The sequence below is a fragment of the Corynebacterium sp. Marseille-P3884 genome, assembly GCF_017942225.1.
Classification (GTDB): domain Bacteria; phylum Actinomycetota; class Actinomycetes; order Mycobacteriales; family Mycobacteriaceae; genus Corynebacterium.
Window position 1 is genome coordinate 207,498 of the sequence record NZ_JAGKSD010000001.1, and the last position, 14,461, is coordinate 221,958.

18 protein-coding genes are annotated in these 14,461 nt (G+C 64.7%); 12 read left to right on the forward strand and 6 right to left on the reverse strand.

Annotated features, from left to right (window positions below):
* Nucleotides 1–97: 97 nt before the first annotated feature.
* The gene (gene mqo / locus J5Y21_RS00950) at nt 98–1,609 is read left to right on the forward strand and encodes a malate dehydrogenase (quinone) (RefSeq protein ID WP_349236895.1); all 1,512 of its coding nucleotides are present in this window, start codon (nt 98–100) and stop codon (nt 1,607–1,609) included.
* Here mqo and J5Y21_RS00955 read toward each other — a convergent pair whose 3' ends face one another.
* Complete coding sequence (locus J5Y21_RS00955; protein ID WP_210571781.1) at nt 1,610–2,806, reverse strand: protein adenylyltransferase SelO family protein; 1,197 nt, start codon at nt 2,804–2,806, stop codon at nt 1,610–1,612. It abuts the gene before it with no gap.
* A 61-nt stretch (nt 2,807–2,867) separates the two neighbouring features.
* On the opposite strand from J5Y21_RS00955, the gene J5Y21_RS00960 reads away from it, so the two are divergent.
* From J5Y21_RS00960 to J5Y21_RS00975, 4 genes are read left to right on the forward strand one after another with little or no spacing between them, the layout of a single operon-like run.
* Nucleotides 2,868–3,113: a type II toxin-antitoxin system prevent-host-death family antitoxin gene (locus J5Y21_RS00960; RefSeq protein WP_210571783.1), complete on the forward strand. Its 246-nt coding sequence runs from the start codon at nt 2,868–2,870 to the stop codon at nt 3,111–3,113.
* Nucleotides 3,113–3,367, forward strand: coding sequence for a Txe/YoeB family addiction module toxin (locus tag J5Y21_RS00965; protein WP_210571785.1), 255 nt, complete (start codon nt 3,113–3,115; stop codon nt 3,365–3,367). Before J5Y21_RS00960 ends, J5Y21_RS00965 begins: the two co-directional genes overlap by 1 nt.
* Nucleotides 3,368–3,393: 26 nt before the next feature.
* A complete protein-coding gene (cobA, locus tag J5Y21_RS00970; protein WP_210571787.1) occupies nt 3,394–4,128 on the forward strand; it encodes a uroporphyrinogen-III C-methyltransferase in 735 nt (244 codons plus the stop codon).
* A complete protein-coding gene (locus J5Y21_RS00975) occupies nt 4,112–5,062 on the forward strand; it encodes a methyltransferase (protein ID WP_246874803.1) in 951 nt (316 codons plus the stop codon). The genes cobA and J5Y21_RS00975 overlap by 17 nt, the downstream gene beginning before the upstream one ends.
* Here the strand turns inward: J5Y21_RS00975 and J5Y21_RS00980 are convergent.
* The 4 genes from J5Y21_RS00980 to yaaA form a co-directional block, all read right to left on the reverse strand.
* Nucleotides 5,059–5,784, reverse strand: coding sequence for an NAD-dependent deacylase (locus J5Y21_RS00980; RefSeq protein ID WP_210571791.1), 726 nt, complete (start codon nt 5,782–5,784; stop codon nt 5,059–5,061). The genes J5Y21_RS00975 and J5Y21_RS00980 overlap by 4 nt on opposite strands.
* A 21-nt stretch (nt 5,785–5,805) precedes the next feature.
* Nucleotides 5,806–6,444 carry a thermonuclease family protein gene (locus J5Y21_RS00985; RefSeq protein ID WP_210571793.1) on the reverse strand — a complete coding sequence of 213 codons (639 nt, stop codon included), beginning with the start codon at nt 6,442–6,444 and terminating at the stop codon, nt 5,806–5,808.
* A gap of 25 nt (nt 6,445–6,469) precedes the next feature.
* Nucleotides 6,470–7,195, reverse strand: coding sequence for a DUF1648 domain-containing protein (locus J5Y21_RS00990; RefSeq protein ID WP_210571795.1), 726 nt, complete (start codon nt 7,193–7,195; stop codon nt 6,470–6,472).
* A gap of 286 nt (nt 7,196–7,481) precedes the next feature.
* Nucleotides 7,482–8,222, reverse strand: coding sequence for a peroxide stress protein YaaA (yaaA, locus tag J5Y21_RS00995; RefSeq protein WP_210571797.1), 741 nt, complete (start codon nt 8,220–8,222; stop codon nt 7,482–7,484).
* On the opposite strand from yaaA, the gene J5Y21_RS01000 reads away from it, so the two are divergent.
* The 3 genes from J5Y21_RS01000 to J5Y21_RS01010 all read left to right on the forward strand — a co-directional run bounded on the left by J5Y21_RS01000 (nt 8,221) and on the right by J5Y21_RS01010 (nt 10,843).
* Complete coding sequence (locus J5Y21_RS01000) at nt 8,221–8,442, forward strand: hypothetical protein (protein WP_210571798.1); 222 nt, start codon at nt 8,221–8,223, stop codon at nt 8,440–8,442. The genes yaaA and J5Y21_RS01000 overlap by 2 nt on opposite strands.
* On the forward strand, nt 8,435–8,857 hold the full coding sequence (locus tag J5Y21_RS01005; protein WP_210571800.1) for a hypothetical protein: 423 nt from the start codon (nt 8,435–8,437) through the stop codon (nt 8,855–8,857). Before J5Y21_RS01000 ends, J5Y21_RS01005 begins: the two co-directional genes overlap by 8 nt.
* A 210-nt stretch (nt 8,858–9,067) precedes the next feature.
* A complete protein-coding gene (locus J5Y21_RS01010) occupies nt 9,068–10,843 on the forward strand; it encodes a proline--tRNA ligase (protein WP_210571802.1) in 1,776 nt (591 codons plus the stop codon).
* A 2-nt stretch (nt 10,844–10,845) separates the two neighbouring features.
* Here the strand turns inward: J5Y21_RS01010 and J5Y21_RS01015 are convergent, their stop codons facing one another.
* Entirely contained in the window at nt 10,846–11,664 is an 819-nt protein-coding gene (locus tag J5Y21_RS01015) for a DUF4439 domain-containing protein (RefSeq protein ID WP_349236896.1), read from the reverse strand.
* A 50-nt stretch (nt 11,665–11,714) separates the two neighbouring features.
* On the opposite strand from J5Y21_RS01015, the gene rimP reads away from it, so the two are divergent.
* The 4 genes from rimP to J5Y21_RS01035 all read left to right on the forward strand — a co-directional run.
* Complete coding sequence (rimP, locus tag J5Y21_RS01020) at nt 11,715–12,269, forward strand: ribosome maturation factor RimP (protein ID WP_210571804.1); 555 nt, start codon at nt 11,715–11,717, stop codon at nt 12,267–12,269.
* Between the two features lie 55 nt (nt 12,270–12,324).
* Complete coding sequence (gene nusA / locus J5Y21_RS01025; protein WP_210571806.1) at nt 12,325–13,341, forward strand: transcription termination factor NusA; 1,017 nt, start codon at nt 12,325–12,327, stop codon at nt 13,339–13,341.
* Between the two features lie 158 nt (nt 13,342–13,499).
* Nucleotides 13,500–13,781 (forward strand): YlxR family protein, encoded by a 282-nt coding sequence (locus J5Y21_RS01030; RefSeq protein ID WP_210571813.1) that lies wholly within the window; start codon nt 13,500–13,502, stop codon nt 13,779–13,781.
* Between the two features lie 135 nt (nt 13,782–13,916).
* Nucleotides 13,917–14,461 (forward strand): translation initiation factor IF-2 N-terminal domain-containing protein (locus tag J5Y21_RS01035; protein ID WP_210571816.1); only part of this gene is annotated, 545 nt, incomplete at its 3' end.

Below are 14,461 nucleotides of genomic sequence, written 5' to 3' on the forward strand. Positions count from 1 at the left end.
GTTTTTAGGTGTTTACTGGCCACGAGAAATAGCGTGGAATGATTAGAGTAAGCTTCATCAGCACTAGACAATTATCGGATCGAAGAGGTCATTGAAAGTGTCAACATCGTATTCGCAGGAAGCAGCCAGCACGAGGAACGGAGACGAGGTTGACGTTCTCCTGATCGGCGCCGGCATTATGAGCGCCACCCTCGGTGCCATGATTCGCCAGCTCGAGCCGGACTGGACGCAGTTGGTCTACGAGCGCCTCGACGGACCCGCCCAGGAATCCTCCTTCCCGTGGAACAACGCAGGCACTGGCCACTCCGCACTCTGCGAGCTGAACTACACCCCGGAGAAGAACGGTCGCATCGACGTCTCCAAGGCGCAGACCATCAACGAGAAATTCCAGGTCTCCCGCCAGTTCTGGTCCCAGCAGATCGAGGAAGGCGTGCTGACGGACCCGACCGAGTTCATCAACCCGGTCCCGCACGTCTCGTTCGCCCAGGGCGACGATCAGATCAATTACCTGCGCCGCCGCTACGACGCTCTGTCCGACAACTACATGTTCCCGGACATGAAGTTCACCGCCGACCGCGACGAATTCGCCGAGAAGCTGCCGCTGATGGCGCGCAATCGCGACTTCGACCGTGAGCGCGTGGCGATTTCCTGGACGGACGAAGGCACCGACGTCAACTACGGCGCACTGTCCACCCAGTTCTTCGAGCACGCCAAGAAGGCCGGCACCGAGATCCGCTACGGCCACGAGGTCAAGAGCCTGAAGAAGAAGGGCAAGTTCTGGCACGTCACCGTCAAGAACCTGCACACGGGTGATACCAAGGTCACGCGAGCACGTTTCGTGTTCGTCGGCGCCGGCGGCTACGCGCTTGATCTGCTGCGCTCTGCGGGTGTCCCGGAGGTCCGCGGTTACGCTGGCTTCCCGATCTCGGGTGCATGGCTGCGCACCACCAACCCGGAGCTTGTTGAGCAGCACCAGGCGAAGGTCTATGGCAAGGCGAAGGTCGGTGCTCCGCCGATGTCTGTCCCGCACCTGGACCTGCGCGTCGTCGACGGCAAGCAGTCCCTGCTGTTCGGCCCGTTCGGCGGCTGGACGCCGAAGTTCCTGAAGGAAGGCTCCTACCTCGACCTGTTCAAGTCGATCCGCCCGGACAATATCCCGTCCTACCTGGGTGTGGCTGCGACGAACTTCGACCTGGTCAAGTACCTCGTCGAGGAAGTCTTCAAGTCCTTCGACAGCCGTGTCGACGACCTGCGCGACTACATGCCGTCCGCTGACGGCAAGGACTGGGAGTCCGTGATCGCGGGCCAGCGTGTCCAGATCATCAAGCCGGCTGCTCCGCCGCACTTCGGCTCCCTGGAGTTCGGTACCGCTCTGGTCAACGATCAGGACGGCTCCATCGCCGGCATCCTCGGCGCATCCCCGGGCGCGTCGATTGCTCCGGCTGCGATGCTCGAGCTCCTTGAGCGCTGCTTCGGTGAGCGCATGATCGACTGGGGTCCGAAGCTGTACGACATGATCCCGACGTACGGCAAGTCCCTCAAGCGCCACCGCGACCTGTACGACCAGCAGTGGGACTACACGCAGCGCGTGCTTAAGCTGGACCGCTAATCAGGTTCCGCAGAACGTCGTAAAGGCGATATCGCCCTCAGGCTCGGCCATCCAGGCCGGGCCTGCTTCTGCGTTATAGGGGTCGGTGACTGCGGCGAGCAGCTCGCGGTATGGCGCGAGATCGCCTTTTTGCTCCGCGGCGGTGATAGCTGCCTCGAGCATCTGGTTGCGCGGTACGAAAAGCGGTCCTTCGTGGTGCTTACGGTTATACGTCGTGATGTCTTCGGCTCGGGCCAGTGCCTCTGGGTCGGGAACGTGCTCGGCCCAGACGCGATGCCACGTCGATTCCATACCGGCGAGGATGTCCTGCATCGCATCGATATCGCTGACCGGCAGCAAGGCTTCGGCCAGGCGCGACAGGTTCCACGCGATGATGTCGGGCTGATTGCCGAAGGCATAGCGCTTCTGAACGTCGATGGAGGAGAAGCACGCATCGACGCGGAAGCGTTCCGTGAAGGCGCAGGGGCCGTAGTCGATCGTCTCGCCGGACAGGGCAGTGTTGTCGGTGTTCATCACGCCGTGGACGAAGCCGAGGCGCAGCCACTGCGCGATGAGATCTAACTGGCGCTCCATGACGGTGCGCAATAACTCCTCCGGGGTATTGAACCCCGCGGCCTCCACCACAGCGGCGACTAGGTCCGCGGACTGCGTCGCCGCGTACTGCACGGACCCGACGCGGAGGTGGCTTGTCGCCACGCGGACCACTACGCCGCCGGGGACCGGCCCCTGCTGGCGCAAAACCTGCTCGCCGGTGGTCAACACTGCAAGCGACCGTGTCGTCGGCACGACCGCAGCGTGCATGAACTCGCTGACGAGGTACTCGCGCAGCATCGGCCCGAGAGCACCGCGGCCATCCGAGCCCGGTTTTGAAAACGGCGTCGGCCCGGAGCCTTTGAGCTGAATCTCTACTCGTCCGTCCGGGGAGGGAAGGTCGCCGAGGAGGAGGGCGCGGCCGTCGCCAAGCAACGGCACGAACTGGCCGAACTGGTGCCCTGCGTACGCTGTTGCGTGGCCGCCGTGCGCGCCTGTGAGCCAGCGGAGGCCGTCGTCACTGCGCAGCCATTCGATGTCGAGACCGAGCGATGCGGCAAGGTCGTCGTTGAGCACGACGAGTTGCGGGTCGGGGAAGTCGGCGCCGCGCGCTTCGAGCGCCATGGACGGCAGCGCGTCGGCGAAAGAGTGATTCAAAGCGAACATAGGGCCAGGGTAGATAGCCCGGCGGCGTGGTACGGTAAAGCCGTACAACTAAGGAGGGGTCATGGCACTGAGCGCCAGCGAAGCACGGCGGACGTTGTTCCCGCTCATCGAGCGCGTCAACAACGACCGAACCACCGTGGAAATCACCTCCCGCTCCGGCAACGCGGTTCTCATGTCAGCAGACGACTACGCGGCGTGGGAGGAGACCGCGCATATCTTCCGTTCCCCCGCGAATGCGCGGCGCGTGCTCGATGCTTATGAAGCTGCACGCGCCGGTGAGTTCGTCGAGCACGCTCTCGAGGACTAATGCGTCTGGTGTGGGTCGCCCACGCATGGGAGGACTATCAATATTGGCAGCGTGAAGACCGGAAGACGCTGAAGCGCATCAACCAATTGATCCGGGACACGATGCGCGACCCGTTCGAGGGAATCGGAAAACCGGAGCCACTCAAATACGGCGCGGATGGGGCGTGGTCGCGGCGGATCACGCAGGAGCACCGCCTCATCTACATCGTGGACGGCGATGATCTGATCATCCTGCAGGCCCGCTACCACTACTGATGCGCCCCACCCTAGACTTGGAGCCCATGAACGGAAGTGTGACTCTTGTCGGCGGCGGCCCCGGCGCGTGGGATCTGATCACGGTGCGCGGTCTGCGCGTGCTGGAAGCAGCGGACGTGATTCTCACGGACCACCTGGGGCCGACGGATCAGCTTGCTGAGTTCCTGGACACGTCGGGCAAGGAGATCGTCGATGTGGCGAAGTTGCCGTACGCGAAGCAGGTCGCGCAGGAGCGGATCAACGAGCTGATGGTCGAGCACGCCCAGGCCGGCAAGCGCGTCGTGCGGCTCAAGGGCGGGGACCCGTACGTCTTCGGCCGCGGTTTCGAGGAGCTCGCGGCATGCGCAGCGGCAGGTATCCCGTGCGAGGTCGTGCCGGGCGTGACCAGCGCAGTGTCGGTTCCCGCGGCGGTCGGAGTCCCAGTTACCCAGCGCGGAGTCACTCACGCGTTCACTGTCGTCTCGGGGCATCTCGCGCCGGATGATCCGCGTTCGCTCGTCGATTGGGAGGCGCTCGCGCGCGTGGGCGGCACGATCGTCGTCATCATGGGTGTGCGCCAGGCGCCGGCGATCGCGGAGACAATGCAGCGCGTGCTGCCAGCCTCGACGCCGGCCGCGGTCATCCAGGACGGGGAGACGGACCGCCAGCGCGAGTTCCGCACCACGCTCGGCGCCCTCGCCGAGACCATGTCGCGCGAGAATGTCACGAACCCCGCGGTCTACGTCATCGGGGAGGTCGCAGGCCTTGCGCACGCTGGATAAACTCATCGTCGACGAAGCGCTTATCGACGCCACCGCCACCACCCTCATCTGCCACGACCTGTCCCTGGATCTCACCCGCATAGCTCTGGACGCCGGCGGGCGTGTGGTGTTCCTGGATTCGGATTATGCGCGCAGCCAACAGGCTGCCGCCCTGGGCGCTGTGATTGCTGGGGACGTCCGCCTCGATGAATTCTTGGCTGGCTCGTCCGGTCCGGCTGTGGCGGTGGGGGGGATGCCGAAGTCGCTGGCCCGCCTGGGTTACCTCGCCAAGTCCATCGCCGGCGCCGGTTTCGACGACGTTCGCGTCGTGCTCGGCGCGAATAACAAGCACCTCTCGCGCGGCATGAACGGTGTGCTCGCAGAATCTTTCACCGATGTCGGGGCCTCGCGCGGCCGCGGTAAATTCCGCTGCCTGATCGCCTCCGGTCCGCGCGAGGTGACGTATACGCCCGTGCGCGGCGACGGGCTCGTCGCCGTCGGCGGCGTCTTCTCCGGCGCAAAGCCCGACCGCGGTGGTGAGCTACTGCGCTCCTGCCTGCCCGACGCGCCGGGCCGTCTGCTGGATCTCGGCTGCGGCAACGGTTCCGTCACACGCGGCCTCGAGGCACAGGCGACCGACTCCGATGCCGACGCGGTCCTGTCCGCCCGCGATATCGGCCTCGACGCAACGTGGGATGACGCCGGTTCGCAGCTTCCCGACGCCTCCTTCGACACCATCGCCCTCAACCCACCATTCCACGACGGCACCGCCGTCGACGCCACGTTGGTGCAGCATCTTCTCGATGCCTCCGTGCGCCTGCTTGCCCCCGGCGGTTCCCTGTACCTGGTGCACAACTCGCACCTGCGCTACCGCGGCGAGGTGGAACGCCGCTTTCACGTGGTGGGGCAGGTCGCCCGTGATAAGACTTTCACGGTCCTGCGTGCCTGGAACTAGCTCAAGAGTTTCGGGAGAGCATTGGCCGCCGTGTCTTCAACGACCACTTCAGCCAAATGCGACAGGTCAGTGCGCATCGGGGTGACCTCAATGATCGGGATCTCGCGGGAGTGCGCCAGCAGCGGCAGACCGGCGGCGGGGTAGACCACGCCTGAGGTGCCGACGATCAGCACCGCGTCCGTCGTCTGCATCCGCCGCTCCGCCTCTTTCCACTCGGCTTCGGGCAAGGCCTCGCCAAACCACACCACGCCCGGCCGCACCGGTCCGCCGCAGTCCGGGCATGCCGGAGGAGTGATCTCTGTGACCGGCTGCTCGGGGAAATCGATGGGGCGGGTGAACGGTTCGTCGCAAAGCGAACAACGGAATTCAAACAGCGAACCGTGCAGGTGCACGACCTCCGTGCTTCCTGCCCTTTCGTGCAAATTGTCGATATTCTGCGTGGTCACCGTCGTTTTCGGCGAACGCGCAATGGCGATGTGCCCCGCGTTCGGCTCCGCCTGCTGTGCGAGACGCGCGCGCCACAGATACCACGCGAACATCGTGTCCGGGTCGTCGTGCCACGCGTCAGTCGACGCCATATCCTGCGGGTCCACGTTCTCCCACAGGCCCGTCTGCGCGTCGCGGTAGGTGGCGATGCCGCTGTCCGCGCTCATGCCGGCGCCGGTGAAGACCTCGATGTGCGAGGCGTTGGCGAGGATCTCCTGGGCGCGAGTAATGCTCATGGACCCCAGGCTATTGTGTCGCTAGCCGATCTGCTCCTTCGTGCTGCAGTCGATCTTGGCGTAGCGCCGGCCCTTGTCATCCACGTTGTTCAGCGAATAATTCCCGCCGTAGGCGCGGCAACCGGTGTAGACCTCCGCGTCGTCCACTGGCGTGGTCTGGTCGGGAGCAGCGTCGACGAGACATCCCGGCTCGACGCCGAAAACCCCTTTCCGGTCCGCGCGCGGGCCGGCTTCTGCAGCGAGAATCCGGTCGTAAAATTTCCGGTTCGGTTCAAAGACCACCGCGTGCGCGAATCCTTCGCTGACGATCTGCTCGTTGACGAAGTCGTCTCCCACGAAAACACCGGCGAGCTCGCGGCCGTACCGGTCGTGCCGGTCCACGTCGTACTCGAGTGTCACTGTCGTCCCCGCTGGCAGGAGCTCTTCGAGGCGGTCTTTTGCCTCCTGGGCGAGGCATTCTTCCGGGGCACCGTCGTGGGCGAGCTCAGGGGCATTGATATTGAGGAGCCGTACACGCTTCGTGCCCGACCAGGTGGACACATCGACGGTGTCGCCGTCGACGACGCGCTCGACCGTCGTGTCGCTCCCCACGATGACGGCTGCCGCCGTCCCAGCTCCCACGAGCGCAACTGCTCCGATGCCTGCGATCCACTTCTTCATTGTCACTTACACCAGATGCCCGCGCTTAGAGAGCGAGGAACGGAACCACGCACACCGCGGCGAGCAGCACAAGAACTACGAGGGCGTACTGCTTCACTGGTGTATGGGCCCAGTTCAGATCCACCTTGCCCTGGTTGAACGGCGAAACCCACGTGACCATCGGGTCGTCGGGCTCGTTGTAGAAGCCCATCCCGGCCCCCGCACCGAAGTGCTTCTGGCGGGTGCGTTCATCGTCGTCGGTGGGCATTTCCTCCATCTGCTTCGGCCAGCGGGAAAGCAGCACGAAGGTGTAGATCACTGCGGCGATGAGACCGACGACAAGCAAGCCCAGCGCGACTGGGCGGTACGCCGCGTACTCGGGAAACGCGAACGTCAACTGAATCAGGCACATCGGCACGACGAGCGCCACGGCGATCCAGGCCAGCGAACGGTCTGACACGCGCAACAGGGCAGCGGCTTTGTCGGCGGCGGTGTTGGAGAAAGGGATGGGGGAGGTGGGGGAGACGGGGATTCGTCGATAAGCGATGCCCGGACGCGGGCTCGCGAAGTAGATGAGCGCGACGAGCAGCAGCGAGTACCACGCGCCGAACGTCGCGGCCGGAAGAGATTTGGGTACCCAGCTGTCGACCTCGCCGGCGGGGCCAATGTGGACGGGGATCTCTGCGGGCACCGCGTCGTAGCGCAGCAAGATGACAGCGAAACTGAGCAACGCCACGCCGAGCGCCGCGCCGTACAATGTCCGGGAATTCATCTGTCCATTGTATCGAGGGCAGCCCGAATGGAACCTTTCCCCGTCGCGCGCAGTCCAACCCTATAGAGGACCGGAAGGAGAATCTGTGGAGTTGGCTAGGGGGAAGGAACTGTTGGGAGGGCTCGTCGATACGCAAGGCGCGTGCTACGGCGACCGGGAACTGCTTGGACAGTTGGCGAGCGGCGCATTCACCCATTGACAGTCCCGGTCGCGGGTCGGTGAAAATCGGGATCGCATAGGGGACATCGCATAGTGCCCAGCACGAGCACGCTTATCGACGCCGCCCCTACACCACGAGGGTGAGCTGGTGCGGATCCTTGCTGTCCGCGCCGGGCAGCTCCACCGTCATGCCGGCGGCTTCGGCAATGGAGGCGACGCCCTCGATGTCAGTCACCGAGTCGGCGTCGGGCGCGGTGGCTAAGACGCGGGCGAGCTCGCCTTTGTAGTGCTTGTTGAAGTGGCTGACGACCTTCCGGGAGCCGTCGTCCTGCACCGACTCGACACGCACGGTCACCGCGCCGGAAGCGGGGCCGAGCTGCTGGTAGGCGCCCGAACGCATGTCCACGATGAACCCCTGGTCGGCCAGCGCATCGGTGATGACGGACCCCCACCGGGCCTTCATGGTGGGCAGGTTACCGTCGCGGGACGGGAGCTTTGACCCGCCGGACAGCCGGTAGCGGGGGATGGTGTCGCCGGCGCGGACAACACCGAAGAGGGCGGATCCGATAGCGAGGTGTCCTAGGGAGGAAGAGGGGAGGGAGCTGGCATCGAGGGCGTCGTAAAGCACGCCCGTGTAGCGGTAGATGGCGGGCATGACGGGCGCTGTGCGCAGCTCGAGGTTCTCGGCGGCTTCGTCGCGCTTGGTGGCGGGGAGTTTGAGCGCGGTCATCATGTCGTCGACGCTGAGGGCGGCGAGGTCGTCCATGATCTCGGCGCGGACCGGATCGAGGGCGGGAAACGACACGTCGATGCCGTCCATTTCGCCGCCGGGAGCTTTGGTTTCGGAAGGGGGGAGCACGATCAGCATGCCGTCAAAGTTACCGGGTAAACTCGCCCGCACCACACCAAAGCAGATCGCCGAGGATGCCTCCGACCGCGCAACTGCCGCCGACAAGGACCTCGAGCACCATGCAGCTGAGTTGCATAGCCGCGGGATGCCCGAAGAAGAGATACAGGCAATCCTCGAGAACGTTCGGGCCCAGAACAGGACACGAGGTATTGGAGAAGAGGTAGCGAAAAATGAGTGACGCAATGACAGTGTTCTTCGATGCGCTCGGTGCCCGCGAAGGCACCAGCCCTGTCTATGACCTCATCGCCCACATCGGCGTCGCCTTCGACTTCACGGATCCCATCGAGGGCGAGTTTTCGTACATCTTCAGCAAGCGTGGCGCAGAGGTGGTCTTCGCAGATCACGTGGTCGTCATGGTCACGGTGGTCACCGTGCCTGAGGGTGAGTTCGCCGCGTGGGCGGGTGAGGTGGTCACCGGCCTCGATCCCCGAGCATCCCGCGCTGAGGTCATGAATGCTCTGGGCACTCCTGAGCGTGTGGGCGAAGACGGCTCATGGGCACGATTCACCGCTGGTCCAGAGCGCTACATCCACGTGGAGTTCGATACCCAGGACCGGGCACGCCGCTGGTCCGCCCTGAACGAGGTGCTGTAAGGCGAAGCACTCAAAGCAACCGAGCCACTGCATGGTGCCGGTTGTCTGTTCCTCCGCCCGTGGGCACACCTGACAGCTGATGCTCCCCCAGTGCCCTGTTGGCTCCGATGACCGAAACCGCCCACGCCATCTCGCCGCCGGGAGCTTTGGTTTCGGAAGGGGGGGAGCACGATCAGCATGCCGTCAAAGCTACCGGGTAAACTCGCCCGCATGATCACACGGTTGTCCACGCTGTTCCTGCGCACGTTGCGCGAAGATCCCGCTGATGCAGAGGTGCCCAGCCACAAACTGCTGGTGCGTGCGGGCTACATCCGCCGTGCCGCGCCGGGCGTGTACTCGTGGCTGCCGCTGGGTTTGCGCGCGCTGCGCAATATCGAGGAAATCGTCCGCGAGGAAATGAACGCGATCGGGGCGCAGGAGCTGCTGTTCCCGGCGCTGTTGCCGCGCGAGCCGTACGAGGCGACGAACCGGTGGACGGAGTACGGCGACGACCTGTTCCGCCTGAAGGACCGCAAGGGCGCGGACATGCTGCTCGGCCCGACGCACGAGGAAATGTTCACCGCGGCAGTGAAGGACTTGTACTCGAGTTACAAGGATTTCCCGGTCACGCTGTACCAGATCCAGACGAAGTACCGCGACGAGGCACGTCCGCGCGCGGGTGTGCTGCGCGGCCGCGAGTTCGTGATGAAGGACAGCTACTCGTTCGATATGTCAGACGAGGGGCTCGACGAGTCCTACGCCAAGCACCGCGGCGCGTACCAGGCGATTTTCAACCGTGTGGGCCTGAAGTACGAGATCTGCAAGGCGACGTCGGGCGCGATGGGCGGTTCCGCTTCCGAGGAATTCCTCGCGTACAGCGACAACGGCGAGGACACGTTCGTCGTCTCCACCGCGGGCGATTACGCAGCCAATGTCGAAGCTGTGGTCACGGTTCCGCCGGCCGAGCGCACGATCGAAGGCCAGCCGGAAGCGCAGGTTCACGACACGCCGGCGTGCGAGACGATCGAAGCGCTCGTCGAGTGGGCGAAGCAGAACGCGCTTATCGACGATCGTCCGGCCGACGCTACCGACACCCTCAAGTGCATGATGGTGAAGGTCAACGACCCCCGCCAGGTAGGCGAGGACGGTGAGCCGGTCGGCCCGCAGCTGGCTGGCGTGCTCATCCCGGGTGACCGCGAGCTGGACGAGAAGCGCCTCGAGGCATCCCTCGAGCCGGCGACGTTCGAGCTGGCGGGGGACGAGGACTTCGCTAAGAACGATTTCCTGGTGAAGGGCTACGTCGGCCCGCGCGCGTTGCAGGCAAACGGCGTGAAGATCTACGCGGATCCGCGCGTGGTCGACGGTTCCGCCTGGATCGCGGGTGCGGACGAGCCCGAAAAGCACGTCGTCGGGCTGGTCGCCGGCCGTGATTTCGAGGTGGACGAGTTCATCGAGGCGGCGGAGATCTTAGAGGGCGATCCGTCGCCGTCCGGTAACGGCACTGTGCAGCTGGCTCGCGGCATCGAGCTGGGCCACATTTTCCAGCTCGGCCGCAAGTACACCGAGGCATTCGACGTGCAGATTCTCGACGAGAACGGCAAGCGCGCCGTGCCGACGATGGGCTCCTACGGCATCGGCATCACCCGCATGCTCGCGGTCATCGCGGAGCAGACCCACGACGACAAGGGCCTCGTGTGGCCGAAGGAGATCGCCCCGTACCAGGTGCACCTCGCCGTGGCGAATAAGGATGCCGCAGCGATGGAAGCAGGGGAGAAGCTCGTCGGCGAGCTCGAGGCCGCCGGCATCGACGTGCTTGTCGACGACCGCCCCAAGGTCTCTCCCGGCGTCAAATTCAAGGATGCCGAATTGCTGGGCATGCCCTTCATCGTGATTCTGGGCCGCGCTTTCGCCGACGGCATCATCGAGCTGCGGATCCGCGGCGGCGAGACTCTCGAGGTCCCGGCTGACCAGATCGTGGAGAAAATCCAGGAGCTGGTCCGCGGTTAGCTTTAGGCGCTGGCCTCGGCGCGCTGCGCATGGCCAGCTAAGACAATGGCGGCTGCGCGCCACTCAGTAGTGGAAGCATCAGCGGCGGCGTTGCGCCAGCGGTCCACGAGATCGCTTTCCAGCTTATCGACGAAGGCTGCCGCCTCCGCCGGGTTTGTGGGGGCACCATTCGGAATCTCGTAACCGGGTTCCCGGGCGGGCAGGGTGTCCGCGGGGAAGGAGTCGTTGAGGGCGGCGAGGCGGGCGTCGTGAAGCTCGCGCAATGAGTCGATGCGGCCCTGGAGCGCATCGTCGGCGTATGCGGTGGCGATGTCGAGGCCGTAGTCGACGGCGTATTCGGCGCTGGCCAGCTGCTTCGCGGCCTCAGCGGCGTCTTCATCCTCGATGGGGGTGAACTCGACGAGCGCGAGGGGATCGTCTGTGGCCGCGGCAGCGTCGATAGCTTGGGCGACGACCATGTCGACGGAATCCTCCGGGACCTTGTCGGCGGCCTTGGCGGTGTTCGCGATGAGCTCCCTGGCATCCGCTGCGGCGGGGAGATCGGTGTCGCCGTAGCCCACATCGCACGTCGACGGGGTGTTGCCGTGGTCGTCCGTGCCACAGAGGCGGCGGGCCTCGTCCTTCAGCTGCTCAGCGTGGAAAGTGCGCAGCTCGCGCCACGACTCATCGCCGGATGCCCTGTCAGCCGACGCCTGTTTCGCCAATGCCATGATCTCGCCGTTCGGGCGTGGGCCGAAGACGTCGAGGGGCGAGCACGCGGCCAGGGGAGCGGCGAGTGCTGTGGTGAGAATGACGGCAAACATCTGGCGGGAGGACTTCACAGTGGGAGACTGTACCGCCCGCGACCGTCCAGACCCGTACAGTGGTGGGCATGGCATTTCCGGATAGTGGAGAACTCGAGACGCTGATCCGCCCCGTTACCGATGCATACGGGCTGGACATCGAGGCCGTGAAAACGGTCAAAGCGGGCAAGAAATCGCAGGTTGTCGTCGCCGTTGCCGGTGACGAGGCACCGACACTCGACCAGTTGGAGGAGATCTCCAACGAGCTTTCCGCGCTTTTCGACGCTGCCGAGGAACGCGGCGAGGTCAATTTCGGCGCCGGCTACACCCTAGAGGTGACCACCCCGGGCGTGGACCTGCCTCTGACGGAAGCTCGGCACTGGCGGCGCAACCGCGGACACCTGGTGAAATCGGGCGAGAAGCTGTACCGCATCGGCGCGCTGAACGATGCTGAAGACACCGTTGCGCTGATCGTTCCCGCCGCGAAGAAGAGTGGCGAGCCCACCGTGCAGACGGCGCCCATTTCGTCGCTGTCCGGTGCAGTGGTAGAAATTGAGTTCAACACTCCGCCAGCCGCCGAAGTGGAACTGGCGGAAAAGGACTACGTCGACGTCGAGGCCCTCGCGGGCAACGGCGATGAGTAGGACCGAGAAAGACTCACTTTCCACGAAGCACGACCCACGTAAGTAAGGACGACAAGTGAATATCGATATCGCTGCACTCGAAGGCATTGAGAAGGAAGCCGGCATCCCGGTCGACGACCTGCTGACCACGATCGCCACGGCACTTTTGCACGCCTACCGCGAGACCCGCGGGGACAGTGGCGCGAACGCGGAGGACGGCTCGAAGGCACGAGTGGATATCGACACTGAGACTGGCCAGGTCGCCGTCATGGTCAGCGAGCTCGATGACGAAGGCAATATCGTCTCCGAATATGACGACACCCCGGTGAATTTCTCCCGCGTCGGTGCGCTGGCTGTGCGCGAAGCGATCCTGAAGCGTATGCGCTCGGCTGAGGCGACCCGCGCCTACGACGAGTACTCCGGCCTGGAGGGCAAGGTCGTCTCCGGCATCGTGCAGCGCGACGCCAACGCGAATGCTCGCGGGATCGTCGTCGTGCAGCTGGGCACCGAGGCGAACCCGCAGGACGGCATCCTGCTTCCGGCGGAGCAGATCCCGGGTGAAAAGCTCGAACACGGGGACCGCGTGAAGGCCTACGTCGTGGGAGTGACCTCCGGCGAGCGCAACACCACCGTCAACCTGTCGCGCACGCACCCGGAACTCGTCCGTGGACTCTTCGCGCTTGAGGTGCCGGAGGTGGAGGACGGCTCCGTGGAGATCGTCGGTATTGCCCGCGAGGCTGGCCACCGCTCCAAGGTCGCTGTGAAAGGCGCCGTGAAAGGCATCAACGCCAAGGGTGCGTGCATCGGCCCGCGCGGCGCACGCGTCACCAACATCATGGAGGGCTTGAACGGGGAGAAGATCGACATCGTCGACTACTCCGACGACCCGGCCGTGTACGTGGGCAACTCGCTCGCCCCGTCCAAGGTGATCAAGGTCGACATCCTCGACCTCGAGGGGCAGGCAGCGCGTGTGACCGTGCCGGATTACCAGCTGTCGCTGGCGATCGGCCGCGAAGGTCAGAACGCCCGCTTGGCGGCACGTCTCACCGGTTGGAAGATCGACATTCACTCCGATACCGACCGCGCGAGCTAGCCAGCCCGGGGCAAATAGCCGAAGGTGAAATCCAGCCGGTGTAATTCGTTCCGGCGAAAGTGAACAACAAGTTACAGTTCCGGGCGCCAATGGCGTATGGTTGAACCTTGGCTTCAATTCTGCCGAGGTGGCGGGGCGGGAGGCGTCGATAAGCGAAAATGAGTAACCCGACACGAACCCGGACGTGCATAGCCACGCGCGAGGCGCGGCCGGACACTCAGCTTTTGCGCGTTGTCGTCGACCCCGACGATCCCACGCGGATCATCCCGGACCCGGGACGCAAACTTCCCGGCCGTGGCGCATGGATCACACCCACCACCCAGGCATGTGAGCTAGCGGAGCAACGCCGCGCCTTCGGGCGGGCCCTCCGGGTGTCCGCGAACGTGGACACCAGCGCAGTACGCAAGTACATCGCGGAAGAAATTCCGCACAGTAAGTGAAAAGGACTAAAGAACTGATGAGTCTTCAACCATGAAGCAGACCATGAAGCATCAGCGATGAACGTCATGACCATCGTCTAGAGGACTGCCGCGTAGCAGCGGACAGTCGCCTCTAGCCAAACAGAGAGGAGATACGTGTCCGGAAAGCTACGCGTTCACGAACTGGCAAAACAGCTCGGCGTAACAAGTAAGGAATTGCTCGCCACCCTGAAAGAGGAAGGCGAGTTCGTCAAGACCGCATCCTCCACCATCGAACCGCCGGTGGTGAAGAAGATGAAGGCGCTCTATGAAGAGCGCGGCGCTGGCGACGGCGCAAAGGACGATAAGGCTGCCGGCAAGAAGCCGTCCGCCGGGGCGAAGAAGCCCGCGGCGAAGAAGCCTGCCGCCAAGCCGTCGGCTGCGAAACCGTCGGCTGCCAAGTCGGCTGGCACCAAGGCCGATGCGCCGAAGCCAGCTGCGAAGCCTGCCGCTAAGCCGGGCCCGAAGCCCGCCGCGAAGGACGCACCGAAACCGGGTGCCGCTAAGCCGGGGCCGAAGCCGGCTGCGAAGCCTGCCGCCAAGCCGGGCCCGAAGCCCGCAGCGAAGGACGCACCGAAACCGGGCGCCGCTAAGCCGGGCCCGAAGCCAGCTGCGAAGCCTGCCGCGAAACCGGGCCCGAAGCCGGGTGCTGAGGGTGGCGC

Coding starts and splice junctions, on each gene's coding strand:
- J5Y21_RS00955 (WP_210571781.1), bottom strand. CDS start 2,806: ATGTTCGCTTTGAATCACTCTTTCGCCGACGCGCTGCCGTCCATGGCG.
- J5Y21_RS00960 (WP_210571783.1), top strand. CDS start 2,868: ATGGCACTGAGCGCCAGCGAAGCACGGCGGACGTTGTTCCCGCTCATC.
- J5Y21_RS00965 (WP_210571785.1), top strand. CDS start 3,113: ATGCGTCTGGTGTGGGTCGCCCACGCATGGGAGGACTATCAATATTGG.
- cobA (WP_210571787.1), top strand. CDS start 3,394: ATGAACGGAAGTGTGACTCTTGTCGGCGGCGGCCCCGGCGCGTGGGAT.
- J5Y21_RS00980 (WP_210571791.1), bottom strand. CDS start 5,784: ATGAGCATTACTCGCGCCCAGGAGATCCTCGCCAACGCCTCGCACATC.
- J5Y21_RS00985 (WP_210571793.1), bottom strand. CDS start 6,444: ATGAAGAAGTGGATCGCAGGCATCGGAGCAGTTGCGCTCGTGGGAGCT.
- J5Y21_RS00990 (WP_210571795.1), bottom strand. CDS start 7,195: ATGAATTCCCGGACATTGTACGGCGCGGCGCTCGGCGTGGCGTTGCTC.
- J5Y21_RS01000 (WP_210571798.1), top strand. CDS start 8,221: ATGCCGTCAAAGTTACCGGGTAAACTCGCCCGCACCACACCAAAGCAG.
- yaaA (WP_210571797.1), bottom strand. CDS start 8,222: ATGCTGATCGTGCTCCCCCCTTCCGAAACCAAAGCTCCCGGCGGCGAA.
- J5Y21_RS01005 (WP_210571800.1), top strand. CDS start 8,435: ATGAGTGACGCAATGACAGTGTTCTTCGATGCGCTCGGTGCCCGCGAA.
- J5Y21_RS01010 (WP_210571802.1), top strand. CDS start 9,068: ATGATCACACGGTTGTCCACGCTGTTCCTGCGCACGTTGCGCGAAGAT.
- rimP (WP_210571804.1), top strand. CDS start 11,715: ATGGCATTTCCGGATAGTGGAGAACTCGAGACGCTGATCCGCCCCGTT.
- J5Y21_RS01030 (WP_210571813.1), top strand. CDS start 13,500: ATGAGTAACCCGACACGAACCCGGACGTGCATAGCCACGCGCGAGGCG.